Raw genomic sequence first — 22260 nt, 5'->3', positions numbered from 1 at the left:
TTCTACGAGCACTATGATGACATACTCAACTTCTACAATAACAGGTCGTCTAACGCAGCAGCAGAGTCTTTCAACGCCAAAGTCAAGTCCTTCAGGGCAGCACTAAGGGGAATTAGGGATGAGAAATCCTTTCTCTACAGACTTTCCATGATATACGCTTACCCCCACTAATTATCTACTGAGCCTCTTTCAACGCCAAAGTCAAGTCCTTCAGGGCAGCACTAATGGGAGTTAGGGATGAGAAATTCTTTCTCTACAGACTTTCCATGATATACGCTTACCCCTACTAATTATCTACTGAGCCACGATATAATCATCATGGTCAATAGGAAGCAACAGGCAGAAGAAAAAAAAGAAAATCGGATTCCAAAAGATTGGAATCCGATGGTGGGCGCTGAGGGATTCGAACCCCCGACCCTCTGCTTGTAAGGCAGATGCTCTAAACCAGCTGAGCTAAGCGCCCTTAAAAATCCCGGAGGGTGAAAACCTCCGGGATTGAAGTCTATCGTTGGTTGAAATTATTTGATTTCAACAGTAGCACGACGGTTGTAAGATACAGGTGAGAGAGTATTTACACCACCAGCACTAACAACTTCGATGTTGTCGCGGCTTACGCCCATGTTAACGAGAGCGTCAGCAACGGTCTGAGCACGCTTCTCAGAAAGGTTCTTGTTGAATGCAACGCTACCAGTCTTGCTATCAGCGTAACCAGTTACAACGATCTTAGCGTTGTTAGCCTTTGCTGCGTCAGCAACAGCCTTAACATTCTGGAGGTCCTTCTTAGAAGCAACCTTAGCCTTACCAATGTTGAAGAATACTGATACAGGAGCTGAAACCACCTTAGTAACTGCTGATACAGGAGCTACAGACTGCTGCTGCTTCTGCTCTGCGAGCATATCCTTCAGACGGTTGTTCTCAGACTGAGCGTCAGCAAGCTGAGCGTTCAGAGCATCGATCTGACCCTGTGAGAGAGCCTTGATAGCCTCTACGTCTGGAGTCTTGTTGAAGGTTGCCTTACCAAGGTTGTAGGTCAAACCAACTTCAACGTTCAGAGTACGGTCGTGGTTAGCTACGAGACCCTTGAATGAACGAGAGTCGTAAGGTTTAGCACCGGGGAGCGAACCCTCGAAACCATCGTAGTCTGAAGTACCAAGCATGTAGTTAACGTCGAGGTTAACAGCCCACTTGTTGTTGATCTTGAATTCGTTCAGGATACCGATACCTGCTACAGGAGCATAGCAGTTAGCGCTCATGTTACGGTTAACACCTACGCTTGCGTAAGGAATGAAGTCCCAAACACGGCTCTCGTTGTAACCCAGCAGCATGTTGCTGAGGTTGAACATTACCTGCTCGCTGAGAGTCCAGTATTTGTTAGCATTGGTTTTCTTGTTCTCAGAAACGACTGTGCGACCCCAAGCACCGTTGAACTTAGTGCGGAGACCGAGACCAGGAGTGAACCACTTACCAACAGCTACAGAGAAGCCAAGGTTGTTGCGGAAACCCTTGAGAGGGCTCTTTGAGAAATTGTTACCTACTTCCTGGTTACCCCAAAATGCAGTACCAGCAACGTTAGCCTGTACGAACCAGTTGCTCCAGAATGAATTAGTAGAAACGCTGAACTTTTCAGTAGGATCAGCATTCTGTGCCATTGAGGCAGCAGAAACACCGGCAAAAGCCAGTACCATTAATAACTTTTTCATACCTATTTAATTAAATATACGTTATATACTTCTATGAATTGTTGTGCAAAATTAAACATTTATTTTGAATCCACAAACTTTTTTATTAGTATTTTGAGTTTTTTGTTGCAAAAATTGATATTTTTTTAGTCTTTCCCCCATTTCCGCCTTACATTATTATATATTAGCCCAAAAGTTGCTCTATATCGCGCTGGGGGAGAATGCACAGTATGGCTTTGCCATCAGGGGTATAATTGACATTGGAACAGGCGAACAATTGATTGACAACTGCCTCCATTTCCTCATTGCTCAACACCTGTCCTTGCGGTATGGCAGCATGGCGCGCCATGCTCAGCGCGAGGGCGGCATGGATGGCATCGGTCTGAGTAGCACCTTTTTCTATAGCATCACTTACCATGTCGCATAGCAATTGCACGCTGTCGAGACCTTCAAGACCTGCGGGAATGGCATTGATGGCATAGGAATACTGTCCCAGATCGGAGAGTTCAAAACCTATAGCTTCCAGTTCGGGCAGTATCTTTTGGAGCATGACAGCATCGGAGGGTGAGAAACGTGCCACTTCAGGAAAGAGCACGCGCTGGTTTGATGCCTGATGGGTGCGCAACTGTTCCATATATTGCTCATAACGAATTCGCACGTCAGCACGATACTGGTCGATTATCATCAGTCCCGATTTGACAGCAGTCATGATAAATCTGCCTTTGTACTGATAGTGCATCGGCGACTTGTCTTCGATGACAGCACGACTGCCCTGTCCTTCAAGTTCCTGTGTCCCGTGTGTAATCTTGTTGGAAGTGATCAGTTCTTCGGCATCATCCTGCGATGTTGGGAAAAGTTCTGGAGCAACAGGTTTCTGTGTAGGCAGATTGCCATAGAGTTGTTCCCATCCTTCCATTCTTGTCGGTTTGGCTGTTTGCTGACGGAATGGATTATAGTCAGGATTAAAGTTCAGAGTGGGTGGAGCCACCTGTTCATCGGGATTGAATACCGGGATATCAGGGCGTCCTTCGGTGTCAAAGTCTATCTGTGTGAGTTCGCAGAACTTGCCGATAGCATCCTTTACCGCAGCGGTAAGAATCTGCCAAATGGCTTGTTCGTTATCAAACTTGATTTCTGTCTTTGTCGGATGGATATTTACATCTATGTCGGCGGGGTTAACTTCGAAATAGATAAAATAGGGTACCTGCATGCCTATAGGCACTAAGCGTTCGTAAGCCTGCATGACTGCCTTATGGAAATAAGGATGCTTCATGAAGCGGCCATTGACAAAAAAGTAGTTGTGGGCACCTTTTTTGCGCGCAGACTCAGGTTTCCCCACATAGCCCGAAACTTTGCAGATGGCAGTTTCTACCTCCAAGGGCAACACATCCTGACTATAGCGTTTGCCAAAGACATCGCTGATACGCTGGCGTACAGAGCCTGCACGAAGGTTCATCAGCTCTTGTCCGTTACTATGGAGTGTGAAGTTGATTTCAGGATATACCAATACTATACGCTCAAAAGCGGTGAGGATATTGCTAAGTTCGGTAGCGTTGGTCTTCAAAAACTTGCGGCGGGCAGGCACATTATAGAAAAGATTGTCAACCTTGAAATTGCTTCCCACTGGGCAGCTGACCGACTCCTGTCCTTCTACTTTTGAACCGTAGATGGTAAGACAAGTACCCAGTTCGTCGGCTGCAGTACGAGTACGCAGTTCTACCTGAGACACGGCAGCAATCGAAGGGAGTGCCTCGCCACGAAATCCCATGGTGGTTAGCGCAAAGAGGTCGTCGGCCTTGCGAATCTTCGAAGTGGCATGACGCTCAAAAGCGAGACGTGCATCGGTTTCAGACATGCCTTTACCATCATCGACAACCTGTATTGACGTGCGACCGGCATCAACCACCAGTACACTAATGGTGTGTGCACCGGCATCTACCGCATTTTCTACAAGTTCCTTGATGACCGATGCCGGACGCTGAATAACCTCTCCGGCTGCAATCTGGTTGGCCACAGAATCTGGCAGCAACTGTATTACATCACTCATTTCGGTCCTCCTTCCGCCTTCTTTACCGAGGCAGGTGCTGTGCGATGCACTTGCTCTTTCAACTCCTGTCCTTCTTTCTTTCCGCGCCAGTTGAAGATGTCGTCGCGGTTGAGTGGACGGATATAATCAAACCAAGCATAGCCTGGCAAGAAATATTTCGAAGGGGGTATCTGCGTCATGGGATAGAGCACTCCTGTTGGTTTCTCCATCCATATCTTCTTCATCTTGCGCTTTTCAAGGAACATACGCAGTTTGGGTGTCTCGGTATAGTTGAGTCCTATTAGGGTGCTGTCGGAATCATCCATCGGATAATAAACGATCAGCACATTACCCGTAGCATTGGTTTCATACACTTCACCCTTGTTGAAGAGTGCCATCATCTCTTTCGACGACACTTGGTTGAAGTGTACCGAATCGGCAAGTTGTTCTACAGAGAATGCCTGTCCCACCACATGTACATGGTCGATGGTAGAGTCTTTCATATAGGCACGTATCTCCTCACCAAAGAGTTGTTGGCCGTTGTTCCATACGATAGGGTCACGATACATCGTCATACATGAATCTTGGGAATTATACACCAACGAGTCACATACCGCCTGCACATCGACACGATAGGCGCGCACCTTATTGTAGGCATGGATTTTACGATAGACCGAGTCGGTATTGATATTGAACGTAAACACCTTGAAGGTATCGGCATGCATATAAAGAGAATCGCGCTGCGAATAATCGATAGCAACAGCACGCTTGGTGGTCATGGCATAGCCCGTCTCTTCATTGTATTCACAATAGTCGCCAGTCATCTTGTTTTTATTGACGGAATCAACATAGACTACATTACTATAGGCATGGCTGAGCCCGTTCTTACTGTCATAATAAACGCTATCGCCCACCAACGAGCGGCCTTTATCTTTCATGACCGAACGACCAAACAGTTCTGACATCTCGGTCTTGGTATTGTAGTAGCCGTCCTCACTATAGATATGACTACTGCCCGATGTTATATTCGACGGTCCCACGATATGTGCACGTGAGAGACGGGTATCGTAGAAGAGAGAATCGGTTGTCAGATAGAACTTCTTGTTGCGCAGGCGTACATCATAATAAAACATCGCCATCTTCGAGTCAGTATGGTACTCACCCCAATCGCTGGTCAGCGTAGAACCATTATCCACGAGTTTTCCACCTTCGAAGAAGTTGCCGAAACTATACATGCGGTCATAATCCAAACTATCGGTATAGAGTGTTGTCTTGCGATGTTTCAGCACCACATTATATCGCGCTTGTGCAATCTGCTCGTTACCATCATAGTAAGCATAGTCGCTGGTAAGGCTCAGCGTGTCGCCCTGCACCATGCGCACATGACCGAAAGCTTCGAAAGAGTTGGTCTGCTGGAAGAAATTGGCACTGTCGCAATAAAGATTGGCGCCAACATGACGGAAATGAACATGTCCCGTAAGGACCTGGGCATCACCATTCTGATACTGGTTATAACGCAGTTCGTCGGCATGTACCAGATAAACGCGCTTGTCGGGAGCCGTTCTATGATTTTTTGCTGTACGTTTACGCACAGGCTGCATAGCACCTATCAGGCCAATACCCAACAGGCAAAGCATAAAGATGGCAACAGCACGGAGTTTCATCGTATCCAACCCTGATATTCAAAATCACAATCCCGATAACGGTCATTGATACGGACGTAGGTGTTTTTGATCTTTTCCACCACCCACTGATGAATCTTCTCTTGGCGCAATTTCTCCAGCACAACATTCTTCATCACCTGAAAATCTTCGGTAATGGTGGCTTTATGACCTTCGCTGCGATTCTTCAGTTTGACGATGGCACATACTGTACGACCGTTTTTCATCATCTGGAATGGTTTGGTAACTTCCCCGATCTTCAATCCATCGATGGCACGAGCCACTTCAGCAGGAAGATCTTGCAGTTGGAAACGTGAAGTACGTGTGCCCATGTCATCGTGGAACATCACACCTTTGTTGTTACGGGTATCTTTATCGTCAGAGAGCACAGAGGCAGCCTGATCAAAGGTAAACTTCGCATCAGCAATATCGGTACGCAGAGAATCGAGTTGGCTCAACGACTTCTCAATAGCCTCGTTACTAACAACAGGGCGACGGAGAATATGGCGAACATTGGCTTTCTCACCACGTTTCTCTATCAACTGGATAATATGGAATCCAAATTCAGACTCCACAATCTTCGAGACTTTCTTCGGATCAGTCAGGTTGAAAGCCACAGCAGCAAAGGCTGGATCGAGTTCCATACGCGACATGAATCCCAGTTCACCACCACGACGTGCACTTCCTGGATCTTCAGAATAGAGACGTGCCAGCGTTTGGAACGAAGCATCGCCACGGTTGATACGGTCAGTATAGTCGCGGAGTTCACCTTTCACACGGTTGATCTCTTCCTGTGACACACGAGGAGTTTGTGTGATAATCTGCACTTCCACCTCGGTGGGAACAAAAGGAATACTGTCTGTTGGCATATCCTTGAAGTAGCGGCGCACTTCTGCAGGGGTCACGGCAATATCCTTGACCAGTTGCTGCTTCATTTCCTCTACCATTTGGTTTTCACGATAAGAGTCACGCAGTTCGTTGCGAATCTGTGTCATCGTCTTCTTGTGATACTCTTCCAACTTCTCACGAGATCCGACAACAGAAATCATATAGTCTATCTGGCGGTCAACACCTGCACTAATCTGTGCATCGGTCACCTCGATACTGTCGATGGCAGCCTGATGCAAGAACAGTTTCTGTACAGCTATCTGTTCGGGAATGGCACAGTCAGGATTGCCTGTCCAATGCACTCCCTGCTGCAGGGCCTGCATGCGCATGGCTTCGACATCTGACTTCAGGATAGCCTCATCGCCCACAACCCAGATGACTTCATCTACTGTGCTTTGCGCATTGATACTGTCTTTGTCAGTTTTTGCCTGCATGGCTGTACTTGCCAATGCCAGCATAGCAAATAATATACTGCGAATGCTCATATTCTGTGATGTTTGTTTATTGTTTTTAATACATCTTTATTTATTGTGACCGGATATTTTTCCTTCAAATCTGATATCCAGTGTTTCTCCATTTCAGTACACAAATCGGCTACCACCTGTTCTTCTACTTCAACATAGCTTTTAGGCTTGAAACCTTTCCTGCGATACTTCTTCTTGTTTTTCTTGAAATACCGAGCCATGGCAGTCTTGTCGGTAGCTGCCTGCCGGGCAAGCGATTTCTCTGACAACACGCAGAGCAGTAATCCTTCATAGATGTCGTCAGAAACTGTGGGTAGCGATGCGGTCGTCATTGGTGAAATGGGGCTATTGCCCATATTCGATTCCCGTTCTGCTGATGGCAGACTCGCTTGAACCGGCGATGACGAGATGCCACGCACCATAGACAGCCTTTTCTGTTCTGCTGCCTGCCATTGTTGCAGTTCTGCAAACTTATCGGCAGTTCGTCTGTCGTTAAGCAACAGGATATGATAACCATCGGCAGTAAGGAATGGGCGGCTATAGGTTCCTGGTTGAAGTGTGAAGGCATTGTCTTCCATCTCCTTAAGCAACTGGTTGCGACCATACCATCCCATCAGTCCGCCATTTGCAGCAGAGGCTTTATCCTGTGATACTTGTCGAGCCAACACAGCGAAATCAGCACCTTGTCGCAAAGCATTATAGATGGAGTCTGCCCGTTTGATGGCTTGTTGTAATTCATAACGTTGTCCACGCTGGCGCACCTTCAGATAAATATGCGACAAGCAGACCACTTCGTTATTCATCCCATTGCCGCAGCTTTGGACTATCCGCCTAAGGTCTTCTCCGGTCAAACTACCAGAGGCATTTGCGGTTGTCGATGCAGGCAGACTGTTAGTCGCACAAGCGGCAAGCATGCTTTTAAACATCGACGTTGTGTCAAGGCGCGACTCCCTGGCAGCCTTTACTCTCAACTTATAGTTGATATAAGACTCCAGAAAGTCATCGACCTTACACGGCGCACCAACACGGGCGCCACATATTTTACTATATGCTTGTACAAACTCCGAACGTTTCACGGCAGTTTCACCCACCATCAGAAGCGTAGGGTCATTCTGTGCCCGCACCATCATGGTGCTTGGCAGCAACATGAGTGCAAGCAACAGTCTTTGTATCATCTTAATCGTTGGGGCGTGAATAGTTTGGAGCCTCACTTGTAATGGTGATATCGTGTGGATGGCTCTCGTTCACACCAGCATTGGTGATGCGAGTGAACTTAGCGTCATGCAATTTCTCGATAGTTGGAGCACCGCAATAGCCCATACCAGAACGCAGTCCACCTACCATCTGATAGATAACTTCCTGTACAGTTCCCTTATAAGGAACGCGTCCGGCAATTCCCTCTGGTACAAGTTTCTTGGTATCTTTGGTATCTGCCTGGAAGTAACGGTCCTTAGATCCGTGTTCCATGGCTTCGAGTGAACCCATTCCACGATAGCTCTTAAACTTACGGCCATTATAGATAATAGTGTCGCCGGGGCTTTCTTCTGTACCTGCTACCAGCGAACCAATCATCACGCAAGAACCACCGGCTGCCAATGCCTTAACGATATCGCCAGAATAGCGAAGACCACCGTCAGCAATCAAAGGTACACCTGTGCCCTGCAAGGCCTGATAAACATCATATACTGCGCTCAACTGGGGTACGCCGACACCTGCGACAACACGTGTGGTACAGATGGAACCCGGACCGATACCGACCTTAACAGCATCTGCGCCATTCTCCACCAACATTTTGGCGGCAGTTCCAGTAGCGATATTACCTACTACGATGTCAATATTGGGGAACGAAGCCTTAGCCTCGCGCAGTTTTTCGATAACGCTCTTAGAATGTCCATGGGCAGTATCAATCACAATGGCGTCAACACCAGCATTGACAAGTGCCTGCATACGGTCGAGGGTATCAACGGTAACACCTACACCTGCAGCTACACGCAGACGACCTTTATCATCTTTGCAAGCCATGGGTTTATCCTTTGCCTTGGTAATATCCTTATAAGTAATGAGGCCTACCAAGTGGTTGTCTTTATCAACAACGGGGAGTTTCTCAATCTTATTTTCCTGCAGGATTTGTGCAGCAGCAATCAAGTCGGTCTGCTGGTGGGTTGTCACCAGATTCTCTTTCGACATCACCTCGTCGATAGTACGATCCAAGCGACGCTCAAAGCGCAGGTCACGATTGGTCACGATACCTACGAGATAATTGTTTTCATCTACAACAGGAATACCACCGATATGATATTCAGCCATCAAGGCCAAGGCATCCTGCACCGTAGATCCACGACGGATGGTAACAGGATCATAGATCATACCGTTTTCAGCACGCTTGACGATAGCCACCTCGCGAGCTTGGTTATCTATCGACATGTTTTTGTGGATAACACCGATACCGCCTTCACGTGCAATGGCAATCGCCATCTGACTTTCGGTCACGGTATCCATAGCTGCTGTCACGAAAGGAACATTCAGCTGGATGTTACGCGAGAACTTGGTTTTCAACTCTACCGTCTTAGGCAACACTTCCGAATAAGCGGGAATCAGGAGGACGTCGTCAAATGTAAGGCCGTCCATCACAATTTTGTCTGCAATAAATGATGACATAAATAACTCCTTAAAATTTTATTGCGTGCAAAATTACTCATTTTTTCCGATACCTACAAGCGTTTCACCGATTATTAATACGATTTAACGCAGTATAGTATCAATCGTTGAAATGAGTAAGTATCAGCGCACTCGTACAACAACCTGGCCGTTTTTGTTTGTGGCAACGGCAATCTTCACACGTCCTTGCTGATAGTTGACCTTATCGGTTGTGGTATAACCGTAAGTCTGCAAGTCGCAACGTACCGCATCGAGGTCATCGTTGGCAGTAATGACAAATGCCGTATAGTTTTTCTTAGAACGCGTGAAAACCACATTTGAGTGATAATCGCCAATGGTCAGGGTGGCCTGTGGCGACTTCATCTGGTTCATCTTACCAATCGAATAATCATAGGATGCCAAGAGAGTCTTGGCCGACACTAAGGTGCGGTTTTTGGTCAGGAAGAATACCAATCCCACCAGATCGGTATGTTTCAGCGGTTCTGCCAATCCGTTTGTCAAGACGCGTGGCTTGGCTTCGTATTCGCGGTCTTCCATTTCCTGATAGGCCATCGCATAAGCCTTTGCGTCGTCTATGGTAATACCGATAGTATATGACTGTCCCACTCCCGAACTCTCATAATGGAGTGTGGTGGTTCCCAGTCTGCTGATGATGGTATAGGCCTCGCCTCCCCGATCCACATATCCTTGTCCATATACTTTGGCAAGTTGTTGTTTGAGATGTAGGAAGCGTCCTTGCACATCCTTTTTGGTAGGATAGACAGCAACTCCCTCCACATCAACGGCAAATACCCGTTCGGTGTCTTCTGAAGTATAAAGTGTTACGCGAGCTTTTGCACCATACACGTCTCCTTCATAGACATAAGTCTTTGCCGTTTGTTTTCCCTCGGCTTTACGTTCCGTAAATCCTTGTTCCAACAGTTGTTTTTCAAAGCGTTCAGCCTTGATTCCCAATGGTATTCCGAGGAAAGCGTTGCGGTTGTTGGAATTATCGGCAAAGGTTGTCACATCGGCAAGTGCCTGTTGGGCATCGTCGTCAATACCGTCTTTTCCCACTTTAGCTTTCCGCTCTGTACGCGCTTTTTTCTTAAACATTTTCTTTAAGAACTGCGCATCAGCAGGCTGCGCCATCAGCAATAGTGCAGCCAGAGCCATAAGATATGTCGTTGTCCTTTTCATAACCATTGGCAGTATTAGTTGGCCATTTCGCTAATAAACTTGATGCGCACCAGTCTGATTTCATCTTCCGAGCACTCAGAACCCAGTTCGTCAATAGCCGCATCGAGCGAGTCTGTATCGCTTTCAGCAAAATAGTCATAAATATCGTCAATATGGTCTTCGTCCATCACCTCATCGAGGAAATAGTCGATATTCAGTCGTGTACCACTATATACGATAGCCTCCACCTCGTCGAGCAGTTCGCTAAAGTCCAAGCCTTGTGCATTGGCAATATCGTCAAGCGCCACTTGTCTGTCGATGGCCTGAATGATTTTCACTTTCAGCATCGACTTCTTAGCAACGGTACGCACGCGCAGGTCAGCCTGTCGTGTGATGTCGTTCTCTTTACAGTATTTGGCGATCAGATCTACGAACTCCTTTGCATAAGGCTGTTTCACCTTTCCTTCTCCTACACCTTGTATGTTTTTGAGTTCTTCCAACGTGATAGGATAATCGGTAGCCATCTGTTCGATGCTTACATCCTGGAATATCACATAAGGTGGACGCTCCATTTTCTTGGCAACCTTTTTGCGCAAGTCCTTCAGCATGATGCTGAGCGTAGGATCGAGCGCAGTCATAGTTCCATCGTGTTCCGAAGCGTTCTCGTAGTCTTCGTCAAAGTCTTTATCCTCTACAATCATAAATGATTCTGGTTTCTTTAAGAATTTCTTTCCGGCAGCTGTTATTTTCAGCAAGCCATAGTTTTCCACATCTTTCTTTATGAATCCTGCTATCAGAGCCTGCCTGATAACGGGATTCCACAATTTCTCATCCATATCCTCGCCCGCACCAAACAGTTCGTTGTTTTGATGCTTATGCGCCAATATCTCCTCTGTTTCCTTTCCGGTAATAAAGTCGATGACATAGTCAGAACGGAAGTTTTCCTTGATGGTAATCACCGTATTTAGCAGGATTACCAGCTGTTCCTGTGCCTCTATCTTGGTTTTCGGATGCAGACAGTTGTCACAGTTCTGACAGTTGTCCTTAGGATATATTTCACCGAAATAATGGAGTAGCATCTTGCGTCGGCACACAGAAGTCTCGGCATAGGCTGCTGTTTCCTGCAACAGTTGTCTGCCAATATCCTGTTCTGCCACGGGTTTGCCTTCCATAAACTTATCCAGCTTCTGCAAGTCTTTTTTCGAATAGAAAGCGATGCAGACGCCTTCTCCTCCGTCTCGACCTGCGCGTCCAGTTTCCTGATAGTATCCTTCCAACGACTTAGGGATGTCGTAATGGATGACAAAGCGGACATCTGGCTTATCGATACCCATTCCGAAGGCTATCGTAGCCACGATAACATCTGTTTTTTCCATCAAGAAGTCATCCTGCGTCTGCGAGCGCAAAGCCGATTCAAGTCCGGCATGATAAGCCTGTGCCTTGATATCGTTGGCGCGTAGGATTTCCGCCAATTCTTCTACTTTCTTGCGCGAGAGACAATAGATGATGCCGCTTTTACCTGGATGTTGTTTAATGAACTTAATGATGTCCTTATCCACATCCTTGGTTTTGTTTCTTACCTCATAATAGAGGTTCGGGCGGTTGAACGAACTTTTGAATTCTGTAGCATCGCTCATGCCGAGATTCTTCTTGATATCAGTACGCACTTTGTCTGTTGCCGTAGCGGTAAGTGCGATGATGGGTGCCTCACCAATCTGGTTGATGATGGGTCGTATGCGACGGTATTCGGGTCGGAAGTCGTGACCCCATTCGGAGATACAGTGGGCTTCGTCTATTGCATAGAAAGAAATCTTTGTCTTTTTGAGAAAGTTGACATTATCCTCTTTGGTCAACGATTCCGGTGCCACATAGAGCAGTTTAGTCTTTCCGGAACGAATGTCGGCCTTCACCTGGTCTATCGCTGCTTTGTTGAGCGATGAGTTGAGATAATGTGCGGTACCCTCTTCACTCATCATACTGATGGCATCCACTTGATTTTTCATCAGAGCTATCAATGGTGAGATGACAATCGCTGTTCCTTCCATCAGCAGGGAAGGCAATTGGTAGCAAAGGGATTTGCCACCTCCTGTAGGCATCAGCACAAAGGTATCGTTGCCATCCAGTAGATTTTGGATGATGCGCTCTTGGTCACCTTTAAATTGGCTGAAGCCAAAAAACTGTTTGAGTGCTTGGGTAAGATTAACTTTCATTGCAATAGGCTTAATTACTGTAAATGCGATTTATCGAGTTGCTGTTGTGCGTACTCTGCAGTCACTTCAAAGGATTTGGCGCGTTTGGAAGGCACTTCAAACATGGCGTCCATCATAATAGACTCCACGATAGAGCGTAGTCCACGTGCACCGAGTTTGTACTCCATCGCCTTATCGACGATGAGTTTGAGGGCTTCTGGGGCAAATGTCAGTTTGATGCCGTCCATATCAAACAGTTTTTCATACTGCTTGATGATGGAGTTTTTGGGTTCCACCAATATTTTCTCCAGCGCGTCGCGATCGAGCGGATTGAGATAAGTCAGCACCGGCAGACGTCCGATAATTTCCGGAATCAGTCCGAACGATTTCAAGTCTTGTGGCAGAATATACTTCATCAGGTCGCCCTTGTCTATCTTACGTACATTCTGTACCGAGTTGTAACCCACGACATGGGTATTGAGTCGTTGCGCAATCTTGCGTTCAATGCCGTCGAAGGCTCCTCCACATATAAAGAGGATATTGCGAGTATCCACATGGATGTATTCCTGGTCAGGATGTTTGCGTCCGCCCTTTGGTGGCACGTTAACCATTGTTCCCTCCAACAGTTTGAGCAGTCCCTGTTGCACACCTTCGCCACTCACGTCGCGTGTGATGCTGGGGTTGTCGCTCTTTCTGGCAATTTTATCTATCTCGTCGATAAAGACAATACCACGCTCGGCAGCCTCCACGTTATAGTCAGCCACTTGCAGCAGGCGTGAGAGGATACTCTCTACATCCTCGCCCACATAGCCGGCTTCGGTAAATACGGTAGCATCGACGATGGTAAAGGGGACGTCAAGCAGTTTGGCGATGGTGCGTGCCAGCAAGGTCTTACCGGTTCCGGTAGATCCCACCATGATGATGTTGCTTTTCTCGATTTCGACTCCGTTCTCATCTACAGGCTGTTGCAGTCGTTTGTAGTGGTTATAGACTGCTACGGAGAGGAAGCGCTTGGCCTCATCCTGACCTATAATATATTCATCGAGATACTTTTTTATCTCTTTGGGTTTAGGAACTTTCTTGAGTTCCGGAACGGCTTGTTTCTTTTTCGCGTCCTTATCGAATCCGTTAGCCTGCAACACCTGATAGGCCTGAGTCACGCAGTCGCTACAGATACATCCATGGAGACCTGTTATCAACAGGGGGACTTCACGTTCGGTGCGTCCGCAGAAATTACATTGTTTCTTCATGCCTTTCTGACCAGTATTTCATCTATCATACCATACTCTTTGGCCTCTTCTGCTGTCATCCAGTAGTTACGGTCAGAATCGTTCCACACCTTATCAAATGGTGTGTGTGAATGGTTGGAGATGATGGTATAGAGTTCTTTCTTGAATTTCATGATTTCTCTGGCCTCGATTTCAATATCCGATGCCTGTCCCTGTACTCCACCCAGTGGCTGATGAATCATCACACGGCTATGGGGAAGCGCCGAGCGTTTGCCTTCTGCTCCAGCCACGAGCAACACGGCTGCCATTGATGCTGCCATACCTGTGCAGATGGTGGCTACGTCGGAAGTAATAAACTGCATGGTGTCGTAGATGCCGAGGCCTGCTGTTACGCTTCCGCCTGGTGAGTTGAGGTAGATACTGATATCCTTGCCGCTATCTACTGAGTCGAGATAGAGCAGCTGTGCCTGTAGTGTATTGGCAGTATAGTCGTCAATCTGTGTACCGAGGAAGATGATGCGATCCATCATCAGTCGTGAGAACACGTCCATCTGGGTAACGTTCAGTTGACGTTCTTCCAAGATATAGGGGTTCAGATACTGTGCCTGTGCGCTCATCACTTCGTCGAGTACGAGACCGTTAATACCTAAATGCTTAGTAGCATATTTTCTAAAATCGTTGTTCATCATTCTTTGGTTTTGAAACAAAAAAGCGAGGTTACCAACCCTTTTTGCGTATATTATAAATACAAAATTACGAAAAAAGTTGGTAACCTCGCAATATTCATGAGGTTTTTTTCTTAAAAATGCTTATTTCTCTTGCAGCATCTTCTGAAAGTCTTCCATTGAAATCTCTTTCTCGTTGAGTTTCACAACATTCTTCAGAGCGTCGATGAGCTTCAGGTCAACGGCACGATCTACGAGTCCATCTACGTTTTCACGCTTTTTCAGCATCTCTGTAGCGTAGTTGTCGAGATATTCCTCTGGAATATTTGCCATTCCGTATTGTGCGAACTGTGCGCGAGCGGCCTCCTTGGCTACATTCTTGATGTCTGCATCGTCAACCTTGATGTTCTGAGCGGCAACGAGCTGCTCTTTGATAAGGTGCCATTCGAGTTCGTTGATGCTGGCCTCGAAGTTTTTTTCTACAAACTCCTCGCCCTTGTCCTTGTTGTTATTGAACATCACGCGCTTGAGCAGAGCCTCTGGGAATTCGAGCTTACCAACCTTCTTCTCCATGTGCTTGCGTACGTCGAGCAGGAACTTATAGTCTGAATCAGACTTGAACTGCTCGCTAATCTGCTCGCTAATCTTCTGACGGAATTCTTTTTCGTCTTTCACATTACCCTCGCCGAAAACCTGATCGAAGAGTGTCTGATTAACCTCTGCCTTTGTGAAGCGTGAGATTTCAGTTACCTGATAGGTAAAGTCTCCTGTGTGCTGAGCAACTTCCTCTTTCTTGATTTTGAGGAGAGAAGAAACCTCTGCGTCGTTTTCAGGATAGGCCTGACGGGGATTCCAAGTGATGATATCACCCAGTTTAGCACCATCGAAAAGCTTCTTCTGGTCTTCTACCTTGATGTACTGAGGCATAAGAGAAACGTCGGCAATGGTAATTCCATTTTCCTTAACGTTTCCGTTCTCGTCGAGTTCGCGCAGGTCGCCCTTGAGCAAATCGCGCTGTTCTGCGTCATACTGCTCTGCCTTCTCGTAGTTACCAGAACGCTGCTGATACATTTCCACCTGCTGGTCGATCAGTTTGTCGTCAACGGTGATGTTGTAGTAGTCAACTTTATCCTTGCCAGAGAGGGCTGCCTTGAATTCGGGAGCTACGGCAATATCGAACATGAACTCCAATGGCTCATCGCTTTCGAAGTTGAGTTCCTTCTGTTTGTCGCTGTTGAGGGGTTCGCCGAGCATCTGTATTTTGTTTTCGCGAACATACTTGTAGAGTTCCTCACCCAACATTTTGTTTACCACGTCAACCTTAACGGCAGTACCATACTGACGTTTGATCATACCCATAGGAGTCTGACCAGGGCGGAATCCGGGTACATTAGCGCGTTTGCGATAATCTTTCAGAGTCTTCTCGACTTCTGCTTGATAGTCTTCTTTCTCCAATACGATGGTCATCAAACCATTGATTTTGTCAGGAGCTTCAAATGAAATATTCATCTCTTCTTATACCTTATTTAATTATTATATGCAGTTTTGAGCGTGCAAAGTTACGAATAAGTGAGCAGAATACAAAGGAAAATCGAATTTTTCTTTGGATTATCGAACGAAAGTAACTAAGAGGCGTAAGCCTCAGAGTTACGAATAAGTGAGCAGAATACAAAAGAAAATCGAATTTTTCTTTGGATTATCGAACGAAAGTAACTAAGAGGCGTAAGCCTCAGAGGTACGAATAAGTGAGCAGAATACAAAAGAAAATCGAATTTTTCTTTGGATTATCGAACTGACGAGCGAAGTTTCTCCCACTATCTTCCCATCATCCTCCCATAGTTTTCCGCAAATAATGGGACTTACTTGGGACTTACTTGGGATCTCCCCATAAAGCAACAAACCGACATCCCGAAGGCATCCCGAAGGCATCCCGAAGGAAATACGTGAGTTTTATTGATCAAATACCCACCGAACACCTGTCAAACATCGGTCGTTGGAAAGAAAGTGGAGAATGTTGTTCTAAGATTTTGCCAAACCTCAGGCATGAAGGGTTTCATCTATTCTCTTCGTCTTCCTCCATTTCCTTTCGGCGTTTGGCTTCTGCCATCTCTTGGAAGTTCTTCTTTTTCAGTTCGAAGTTGGTACCCAGATATTTCTCTTTCACCACAGGATTGACCGCCAATTCTTCAGGACTACCTTGAAAGAGAATGCGACCTTCGAAGAGCAGATAGGCACGGTCGGTAATGTTAAGAGTTTCGTGCACATTATGGTCGGTTATCAGAATACCAATGTTGCGATATTTCAGTTGCCAAACTATCTGCTGAATATCTTCCACGGCAATAGGGTCAACGCCGGCAAACGGTTCGTCGAGCATGATGAATTTGGGCTCAATAGCTAAGCAACGAGCAATCTCCGTACGGCGTCGCTCACCACCAGAAAGCTGGTCACCCTTATTCTTTCTCACCTTTCCAAGGCGAAACTCCTTGATCAGGCTTTCAAGTTTTTCGAGCTGATAGTCACGTGGTTTGCCCGTCATTTCCAATACCGAGAGAATATTGTCCTCTACCGACATCTTGCGAAACACAGATGCCTCCTGTGCCAAATAGCCGATACCGGCACGAGCACGCTTATAGACAGGATAGTCTGTCACCTCCTCGTCGCCGAGATAGATGTGTCCGCCATTGGGAACAACCAATCCGGTTGTCATATAGAACGATGTGGTTTTGCCGGCTCCGTTAGGACCCAACAGTCCTACAATTTCACCTTGTTTCACATCGAAACTCACATCGCTCACCACGGTGCGCTTGCCATATTGTTTGACCAGACCCTCGGTGCGCAACACCAACTGTTCCGGCTTATTGTTCGTAATTTCGTCCATTGCCATGTATCTTTTCATGTGCAAAGGTAGTGTAAACTGCGTGAATTTCAAAGAAAAACTTGTTTTTTCTCTCAGTTTACACTACCTTTGCATTCAATTAAGCATATTATCCTATGAAACTATTACACAACTGGCTGACACATTTCGGCCAATTCATCATATTGATGGGGCGCACTTTTTCGCGTCCAGAGCGGATGCGTATGTTCTTCAAGGAATATACGAAAGAGATGGCGCAACTGGGCATCAACTCCATCGGCATCGTACTGCTGATCTCTTTCTTCATCGGAGCTGTCATCTGTATCCAGATGAAACTCAACATCCAGAGTCCATGGATGCCCCGATGGGTCAGCGGCTACACCACTCGTGAGATTATGTTGCTGGAGTTCTCATCAAGTATCATGTGTCTGATACTGGCGGGAAAAGTCGGATCAAACATCGCATCGGAGATTGGCACGATGCGCGTCACCCAACAGATTGACGCACTCGACATCATGGGTGTAAACTCAGCATGCTACCTCATCCTGCCCAAGATTCTCGGCATGGTGACCATCATGCCGCTATTGGTCATCTTCTCATCAGCAATGGGTATCATAGGTGCTTACGGTACAGCATACATAGCCCACATACTCCCACCCGACGACCTCACACTGGGACTGCAACACGATTTCCAACCATGGTTCGTATGGATGAGCATCATCAAGAGCTTGTTCTTCGCCTTCATCATATCGGCAGTACCCTCCTATTTCGGCTACAACGTAGAAGGCGGTTCGGTCAATGTGGGCAAAGCCTCAACAGACGCTGTCGTGTCGTCGAGCGTACTCATCCTATGTTCCGATGTATTCCTCACCCAACTGCTCTCATGAGCCTAACCACAATATTTCCAACATTCCAATACACTTGCAACAATGATTGAGGTAAAAGACCTATATAAGAGTTTCGACGATAAAGAGGTACTGAAAGGTATCAACACCATATTTGAAGATGGAAAAACCAATCTGATTATCGGTCAGAGCGGTAGCGGAAAAACGGTATTGATGAAAAATCTGGTGGGACTGCTTGAACCTACGAGTGGACAAGTGCTATACGATGGAAGAGACTTCGTACAGATGTCGAAACAGGAAAAGGTGATGATGCGCCGAGAAATGGGCATGATTTTCCAAAGTGCTGCACTATTCGACTCACTCACAGTACTGGAAAACGTGATGTTCCCACTCGATATGTTCTCCCCCATGACACTTCACGAACGCACACAACGTGCACGCGAATGTCTCGACCGTGTCAATCTGATTGGCGCTGAAAAAAAATATCCCGGTGAAATCTCAGGAGGTATGCAGAAACGAGTTGCCATCGCACGAGCTATCGCACTCAACCCACGCTACCTCTTCTGCGACGAACCAAACTCTGGTCTCGACCCTAAGACATCATTGGTCATCGACGACCTACTCCACTCCATCACCCATGAATTTGGCATTACCACCATCATCAATACACACGACATGAACTCCGTGACAACCATCGGCGAAAACATACTTTTCATCTACGAAGGTCACAAAGAGTGGCAGGGAGTTTCGGCAGACATCATGCAATCTACCAATAAGCGACTGACCGACTTCATCTTTGCCAGCGATCTGCTCAAAGAGATGCGATCACTCGTCAACGAGCATCGGGCTAAACAGTAACCATCTGCCCTGCTGTTGCACACAGCATCAACAGCATGCCCCCCCATAAAGCACATCCACCTTATTATATATAAGGAAAACATAAAAATTCATTTCCAATACTATTCATAACCAAAACTTAAAATGATGAAAAAAACACTATTGACACTCGTCGCAGCAAGCGCACTCACAGCTACGGCACAAAATCCCATCAAGGTCAATCAAGTGGGCTATTATGTCAATGAATCCAAAGTTGCCGTTGTTGAACCAACGGGAAAAAGCAGCAACTTTATTCTGAAAGACCACAACGGACACAAAGTGTGGAGCGGAAAAGCCGTACGAACACTCAAGTCCCCCTTCAACAACAAAGTGCGACAGGTTGTAGATTTCTCTACCGTAACAAAACCAGGCACCTACACCCTGACTGCAGGTAAAAACAAACAAACCATCAACATCGCCGAACATCCATACAACGAGGCGCTGAAGGCTGCCATCAAGGCCTTCTATCTACAGCGCACAGGAACGGACATCGAAGCTAAATACGCTGGAGCTTTTGCCAGAAAAGCAGCTCATCCCGACACTCGGGTTCTCATACACCCATCGGCAGCATCACCCAAGCGCCCTGCCGGAACGGTCATTTCCTCGCCAAAAGGTTGGTATGATGCTGGCGACTACAATAAATATATCGTCAACTCTGGATTCACCATCGGCCTGATGTTACAAGCTTACCAGTTAAACAAAGAACATTTCGAACAGATCGATACGCAAATTCCAGAATCAAACAACAACGTGCCTGACCTCTTGGACGAAATCATGTACAATCTGGAATGGATGCTGACCATGCAGGATCCCGACGACGGAGGTGTCTATCACAAACTGACCACTCCCAATTTCGAAGCATTCGTCATGCCTGTGGATTGCAAACAAGACCGCTATGTGGTGCAAAAGAGCACGCAGGCAGCACTCGACTTTGCTGCTACAATGGCACTCGCAGCACGTATCTACAAGGATTATCCACAATATCAACCATTCTGCAAGATAGCTGCCAACGCTGCACAACGTGCATACGCATGGGCTGTGAGATTCCCCAAAAACTACTATACACAGCAAGACAACAACAGCAAGTATGACCCTGACGTCAACACAGGAACATACGATGACAACGATGCAGACGATGAATTCTTCTGGGCAGCTACAGAAATGTATCTCACAACAGGAGAACAAGGATACCTTGAACAGGCTCGAGCCTTCGCTCCCAAACAGTTCACCCTGCCCACATGGGGCAACGTTGCCGGACTGGGCATCTTCCAATGGCTCAATCAGGAACTGCTACAAACTAAAGAGGCTGGAAAACTCAAGACTTGCTGCATGAAGAAATCACTCAAGACATTCTGTGACGAAGATATCAAGGCGCTCGCCACATCACCCTTCTACTCTATCTTCGGCAACAGCGCATCCGATTTTATTTGGGGAAGCAACTCTGAAAAATGTGCAGGACGAGGTATTGCACAGATGTACCAATACGCCCTTACCAAAGACAATACCTACCGCAAAGCTGCCATCACCACTATCGACCACATCTTCGGACGCAATGCCACGGGCTATTGCTATCTGACTGGCTTTGGCACACAGCGCGTCATGCATCCTCACCAGCGTATTTCGGCAGCCGACGGCATTGAAGAACCACTACCGGGATTTCTCGCAGGAGGTGCTAATAGTGGTCAACAGGATGCAAAGAATGTGCCTGCTTACCCATCGTCATCACCCGATGAATCATACCAAGATCACGAAGGCAGTTACGCTTCCAATGAAATTGCCATCAACTGGAATGCTTATATCGTTGCCCTACTTGGTTTCTTGGAATAAGACAAACAGCTTCTATCATACAAGCGCACACCCAAGAATAATAGGTGTGCGCTTATATTTTTTCAAATCGTAAGATCGGGAATATGCTGAAAAACGGCAAACCGATTTCCTATCGGTCAAACAAGATAGGATCAAACGTTCTTTTTCTCCTGACGTTCCTCTTCTATATCCTTGCGCGACTTTGACTTAACCACCAGCCAAACACCGCTGAACACCAGCACCACAGCCAAAACATGAGTTAGCTTCATCGTACTAATACCCATGATGAGTGAAGCCGCAACAGCCACAATAGGTTGCACATAGTTATAGACCGACACCACCGTGGGACGCAACGTGCGCTGACCTATCATGGTCAGAATATAACAGAAGAACGTGCCACACACCACAACATAACCCACTTCTATCCACGTCAGCAACGGAATAGGCTGGCTGATTACCCCATAGACATGGTAAGAACTAAGCGGGAGAAGCATCAGCGTAGCCCATGAGAACATATACTTGTTGACCGTAAACACATTATAACGCTTGATGAGCGGATTGAATAACGATAAATAAAGGGCAAACGAGAACTGCGCAAACAAGCAAAGCAAATCGCCACGTATATCTCCAACACGTGCGTCAGCATGAGCTGCCGAACTCAGAATAAGAATCAAAGCACCGCTGCATCCCATCAACACTCCTAACGCCTTCTTGCCGGTAATGGGTTCACGCAGGATAAGTGCCGCCAACATCATGGCAAAGATAGGCATCGACGTAGTGACGATGCTCGCATTAATAGGTGAAGTGATGCTCAGTCCGATAGTAAAACAACATTGATTGAATAGCAAACCCGTAAGAGCTGCACCGATAAACATCAGACGGTCACGCCATGGCACCTGCTCTTTCGGAGCAAACAACGAAGCAATCCAAAACAGCAGACATGCTCCTGCCACACGAAAGCTAACCATCGTAATACCATCAAATCCATGGAGCATTGCATCTTTGCCTACTGGCGACATTAATCCCCAACCCGCACAAGCTCCAAACATGGCGAGATGGGCTATTAAGGCTTTACTTGTTTTCATGCGGCAAAAGTACTATAATCTGCCGGAATAATGAAACAGAAAGGATAAAATTAGAATCTGAATGGATAAAATTACCTAAAAACAATACTTTTTTCCACAAACATCGAGTGCGAATTTGGAAATTTTCACGAATTACACTATCTTTGCAACAGATAGCCACCCAACAAACCACATAGG

The 22260-nt window shown here is 46.6% G+C and carries 17 protein-coding genes and 1 tRNA gene; 4 read left to right on the top strand and 14 right to left on the bottom strand.

Annotation, left to right across the window (positions count from 1 at the left end; translation table 11 throughout):
- Positions 1 to 171, top strand: a 171-nt coding sequence (locus CIK93_RS01175; RefSeq protein WP_144007561.1) for a transposase, incomplete at its 5' end; no start/stop codon positions are given.
- A 214-nt stretch (positions 172 to 385) separates the two neighbouring features.
- Here the strand turns inward: CIK93_RS01175 and CIK93_RS01165 are convergent.
- The 13 genes from CIK93_RS01165 to lptB form a co-directional block, all read right to left on the bottom strand.
- A tRNA-Val gene (locus CIK93_RS01165) sits at positions 386 to 463 on the bottom strand.
- A gap of 55 nt (positions 464 to 518) precedes the next feature.
- Entirely contained in the window at positions 519 to 1700 is a 1182-nt protein-coding gene (locus CIK93_RS01160; protein ID WP_094446327.1) for an OmpA family protein, read from the bottom strand.
- A gap of 163 nt (positions 1701 to 1863) precedes the next feature.
- On the bottom strand, positions 1864 to 3726 hold the full coding sequence (gene mutL / locus CIK93_RS01155; protein WP_094439556.1) for a DNA mismatch repair endonuclease MutL: 1863 nt from the start codon (positions 3724 to 3726) through the stop codon (positions 1864 to 1866).
- Complete coding sequence (locus CIK93_RS01150) at positions 3723 to 5369, bottom strand: OstA-like protein (RefSeq protein WP_094389517.1); 1647 nt, start codon at positions 5367 to 5369, stop codon at positions 3723 to 3725. The genes mutL and CIK93_RS01150 overlap by 4 nt, the downstream gene beginning before the upstream one ends.
- Positions 5366 to 6739, bottom strand: a complete 1374-nt coding sequence (locus CIK93_RS01145) for a peptidylprolyl isomerase (protein WP_094389516.1) — start codon at positions 6737 to 6739, stop codon at positions 5366 to 5368. The genes CIK93_RS01150 and CIK93_RS01145 overlap by 4 nt, the downstream gene beginning before the upstream one ends.
- Positions 6736 to 7893, bottom strand: coding sequence for a peptidylprolyl isomerase (locus CIK93_RS01140; protein ID WP_094435448.1), 1158 nt, complete (start codon positions 7891 to 7893; stop codon positions 6736 to 6738). The genes CIK93_RS01145 and CIK93_RS01140 overlap by 4 nt, the downstream gene beginning before the upstream one ends.
- 1 nt (position 7894) lies before the next feature.
- Positions 7895 to 9376 (bottom strand): IMP dehydrogenase, encoded by a 1482-nt coding sequence (gene guaB, locus CIK93_RS01135; RefSeq protein ID WP_094439564.1) that lies wholly within the window; start codon positions 9374 to 9376, stop codon positions 7895 to 7897.
- 123 nt (positions 9377 to 9499) lie between these two features.
- Positions 9500 to 10555, bottom strand: coding sequence for a hypothetical protein (locus tag CIK93_RS01130; protein WP_144007470.1), 1056 nt, complete (start codon positions 10553 to 10555; stop codon positions 9500 to 9502).
- A 14-nt stretch (positions 10556 to 10569) separates the two neighbouring features.
- Positions 10570 to 12750 (bottom strand): DNA helicase RecQ, encoded by a 2181-nt coding sequence (gene recQ / locus CIK93_RS01125; RefSeq protein ID WP_094439566.1) that lies wholly within the window; start codon positions 12748 to 12750, stop codon positions 10570 to 10572.
- 8 nt (positions 12751 to 12758) lie between these two features.
- On the bottom strand, positions 12759 to 13973 hold the full coding sequence (gene clpX, locus CIK93_RS01120) for an ATP-dependent Clp protease ATP-binding subunit ClpX (RefSeq protein WP_094446326.1): 1215 nt from the start codon (positions 13971 to 13973) through the stop codon (positions 12759 to 12761).
- Entirely contained in the window at positions 13970 to 14638 is a 669-nt protein-coding gene (gene clpP / locus CIK93_RS01115; protein WP_094446330.1) for an ATP-dependent Clp endopeptidase proteolytic subunit ClpP, read from the bottom strand. Before clpP ends, clpX begins: the two co-directional genes overlap by 4 nt.
- Before the next feature lie 123 nt (positions 14639 to 14761).
- The gene (gene tig, locus CIK93_RS01110; RefSeq protein WP_094389510.1) at positions 14762 to 16126 is read right to left on the bottom strand and encodes a trigger factor; all 1365 of its coding nucleotides are present in this window, start codon (positions 16124 to 16126) and stop codon (positions 14762 to 14764) included.
- 544 nt (positions 16127 to 16670) lie between these two features.
- Positions 16671 to 17495 (bottom strand): LPS export ABC transporter ATP-binding protein, encoded by an 825-nt coding sequence (gene lptB / locus CIK93_RS01105; protein ID WP_094389525.1) that lies wholly within the window; start codon positions 17493 to 17495, stop codon positions 16671 to 16673.
- Between the two features lie 113 nt (positions 17496 to 17608).
- Here lptB and CIK93_RS01100 point away from each other — a divergent pair, with 113 nt between their 5' ends.
- The 3 genes from CIK93_RS01100 to CIK93_RS01090 all read left to right on the top strand — a co-directional run bounded on the left by CIK93_RS01100 (position 17609) and on the right by CIK93_RS01090 (position 21019).
- A complete protein-coding gene (locus tag CIK93_RS01100) occupies positions 17609 to 18358 on the top strand; it encodes an ABC transporter permease (RefSeq protein ID WP_094389509.1) in 750 nt (249 codons plus the stop codon).
- 42 nt (positions 18359 to 18400) lie between these two features.
- Complete coding sequence (locus tag CIK93_RS01095; protein ID WP_094389508.1) at positions 18401 to 19174, top strand: ABC transporter ATP-binding protein; 774 nt, start codon at positions 18401 to 18403, stop codon at positions 19172 to 19174.
- Between the two features lie 123 nt (positions 19175 to 19297).
- Positions 19298 to 21019 carry a glycoside hydrolase family 9 protein gene (locus CIK93_RS01090; protein WP_254046703.1) on the top strand — a complete coding sequence of 574 codons (1722 nt, stop codon included), beginning with the start codon at positions 19298 to 19300 and terminating at the stop codon, positions 21017 to 21019.
- Positions 21020 to 21150: 131 nt separating this feature from the next.
- On the opposite strand, the gene CIK93_RS01085 is transcribed toward CIK93_RS01090, so the two are convergent.
- Positions 21151 to 22083 (bottom strand): DMT family transporter, encoded by a 933-nt coding sequence (locus tag CIK93_RS01085; RefSeq protein ID WP_094446325.1) that lies wholly within the window; start codon positions 22081 to 22083, stop codon positions 21151 to 21153.
- Positions 22084 to 22260 lie beyond the last annotated feature (177 nt).

The organism is Prevotella sp. P3-92, assembly GCF_002251205.1.
Lineage (GTDB): Bacteria > Bacteroidota > Bacteroidia > Bacteroidales > Bacteroidaceae > Prevotella.
The sequence above is the reverse complement of the archived record's forward strand: the minus strand, read 5'-3'. Positions and strand labels throughout refer to the sequence as shown.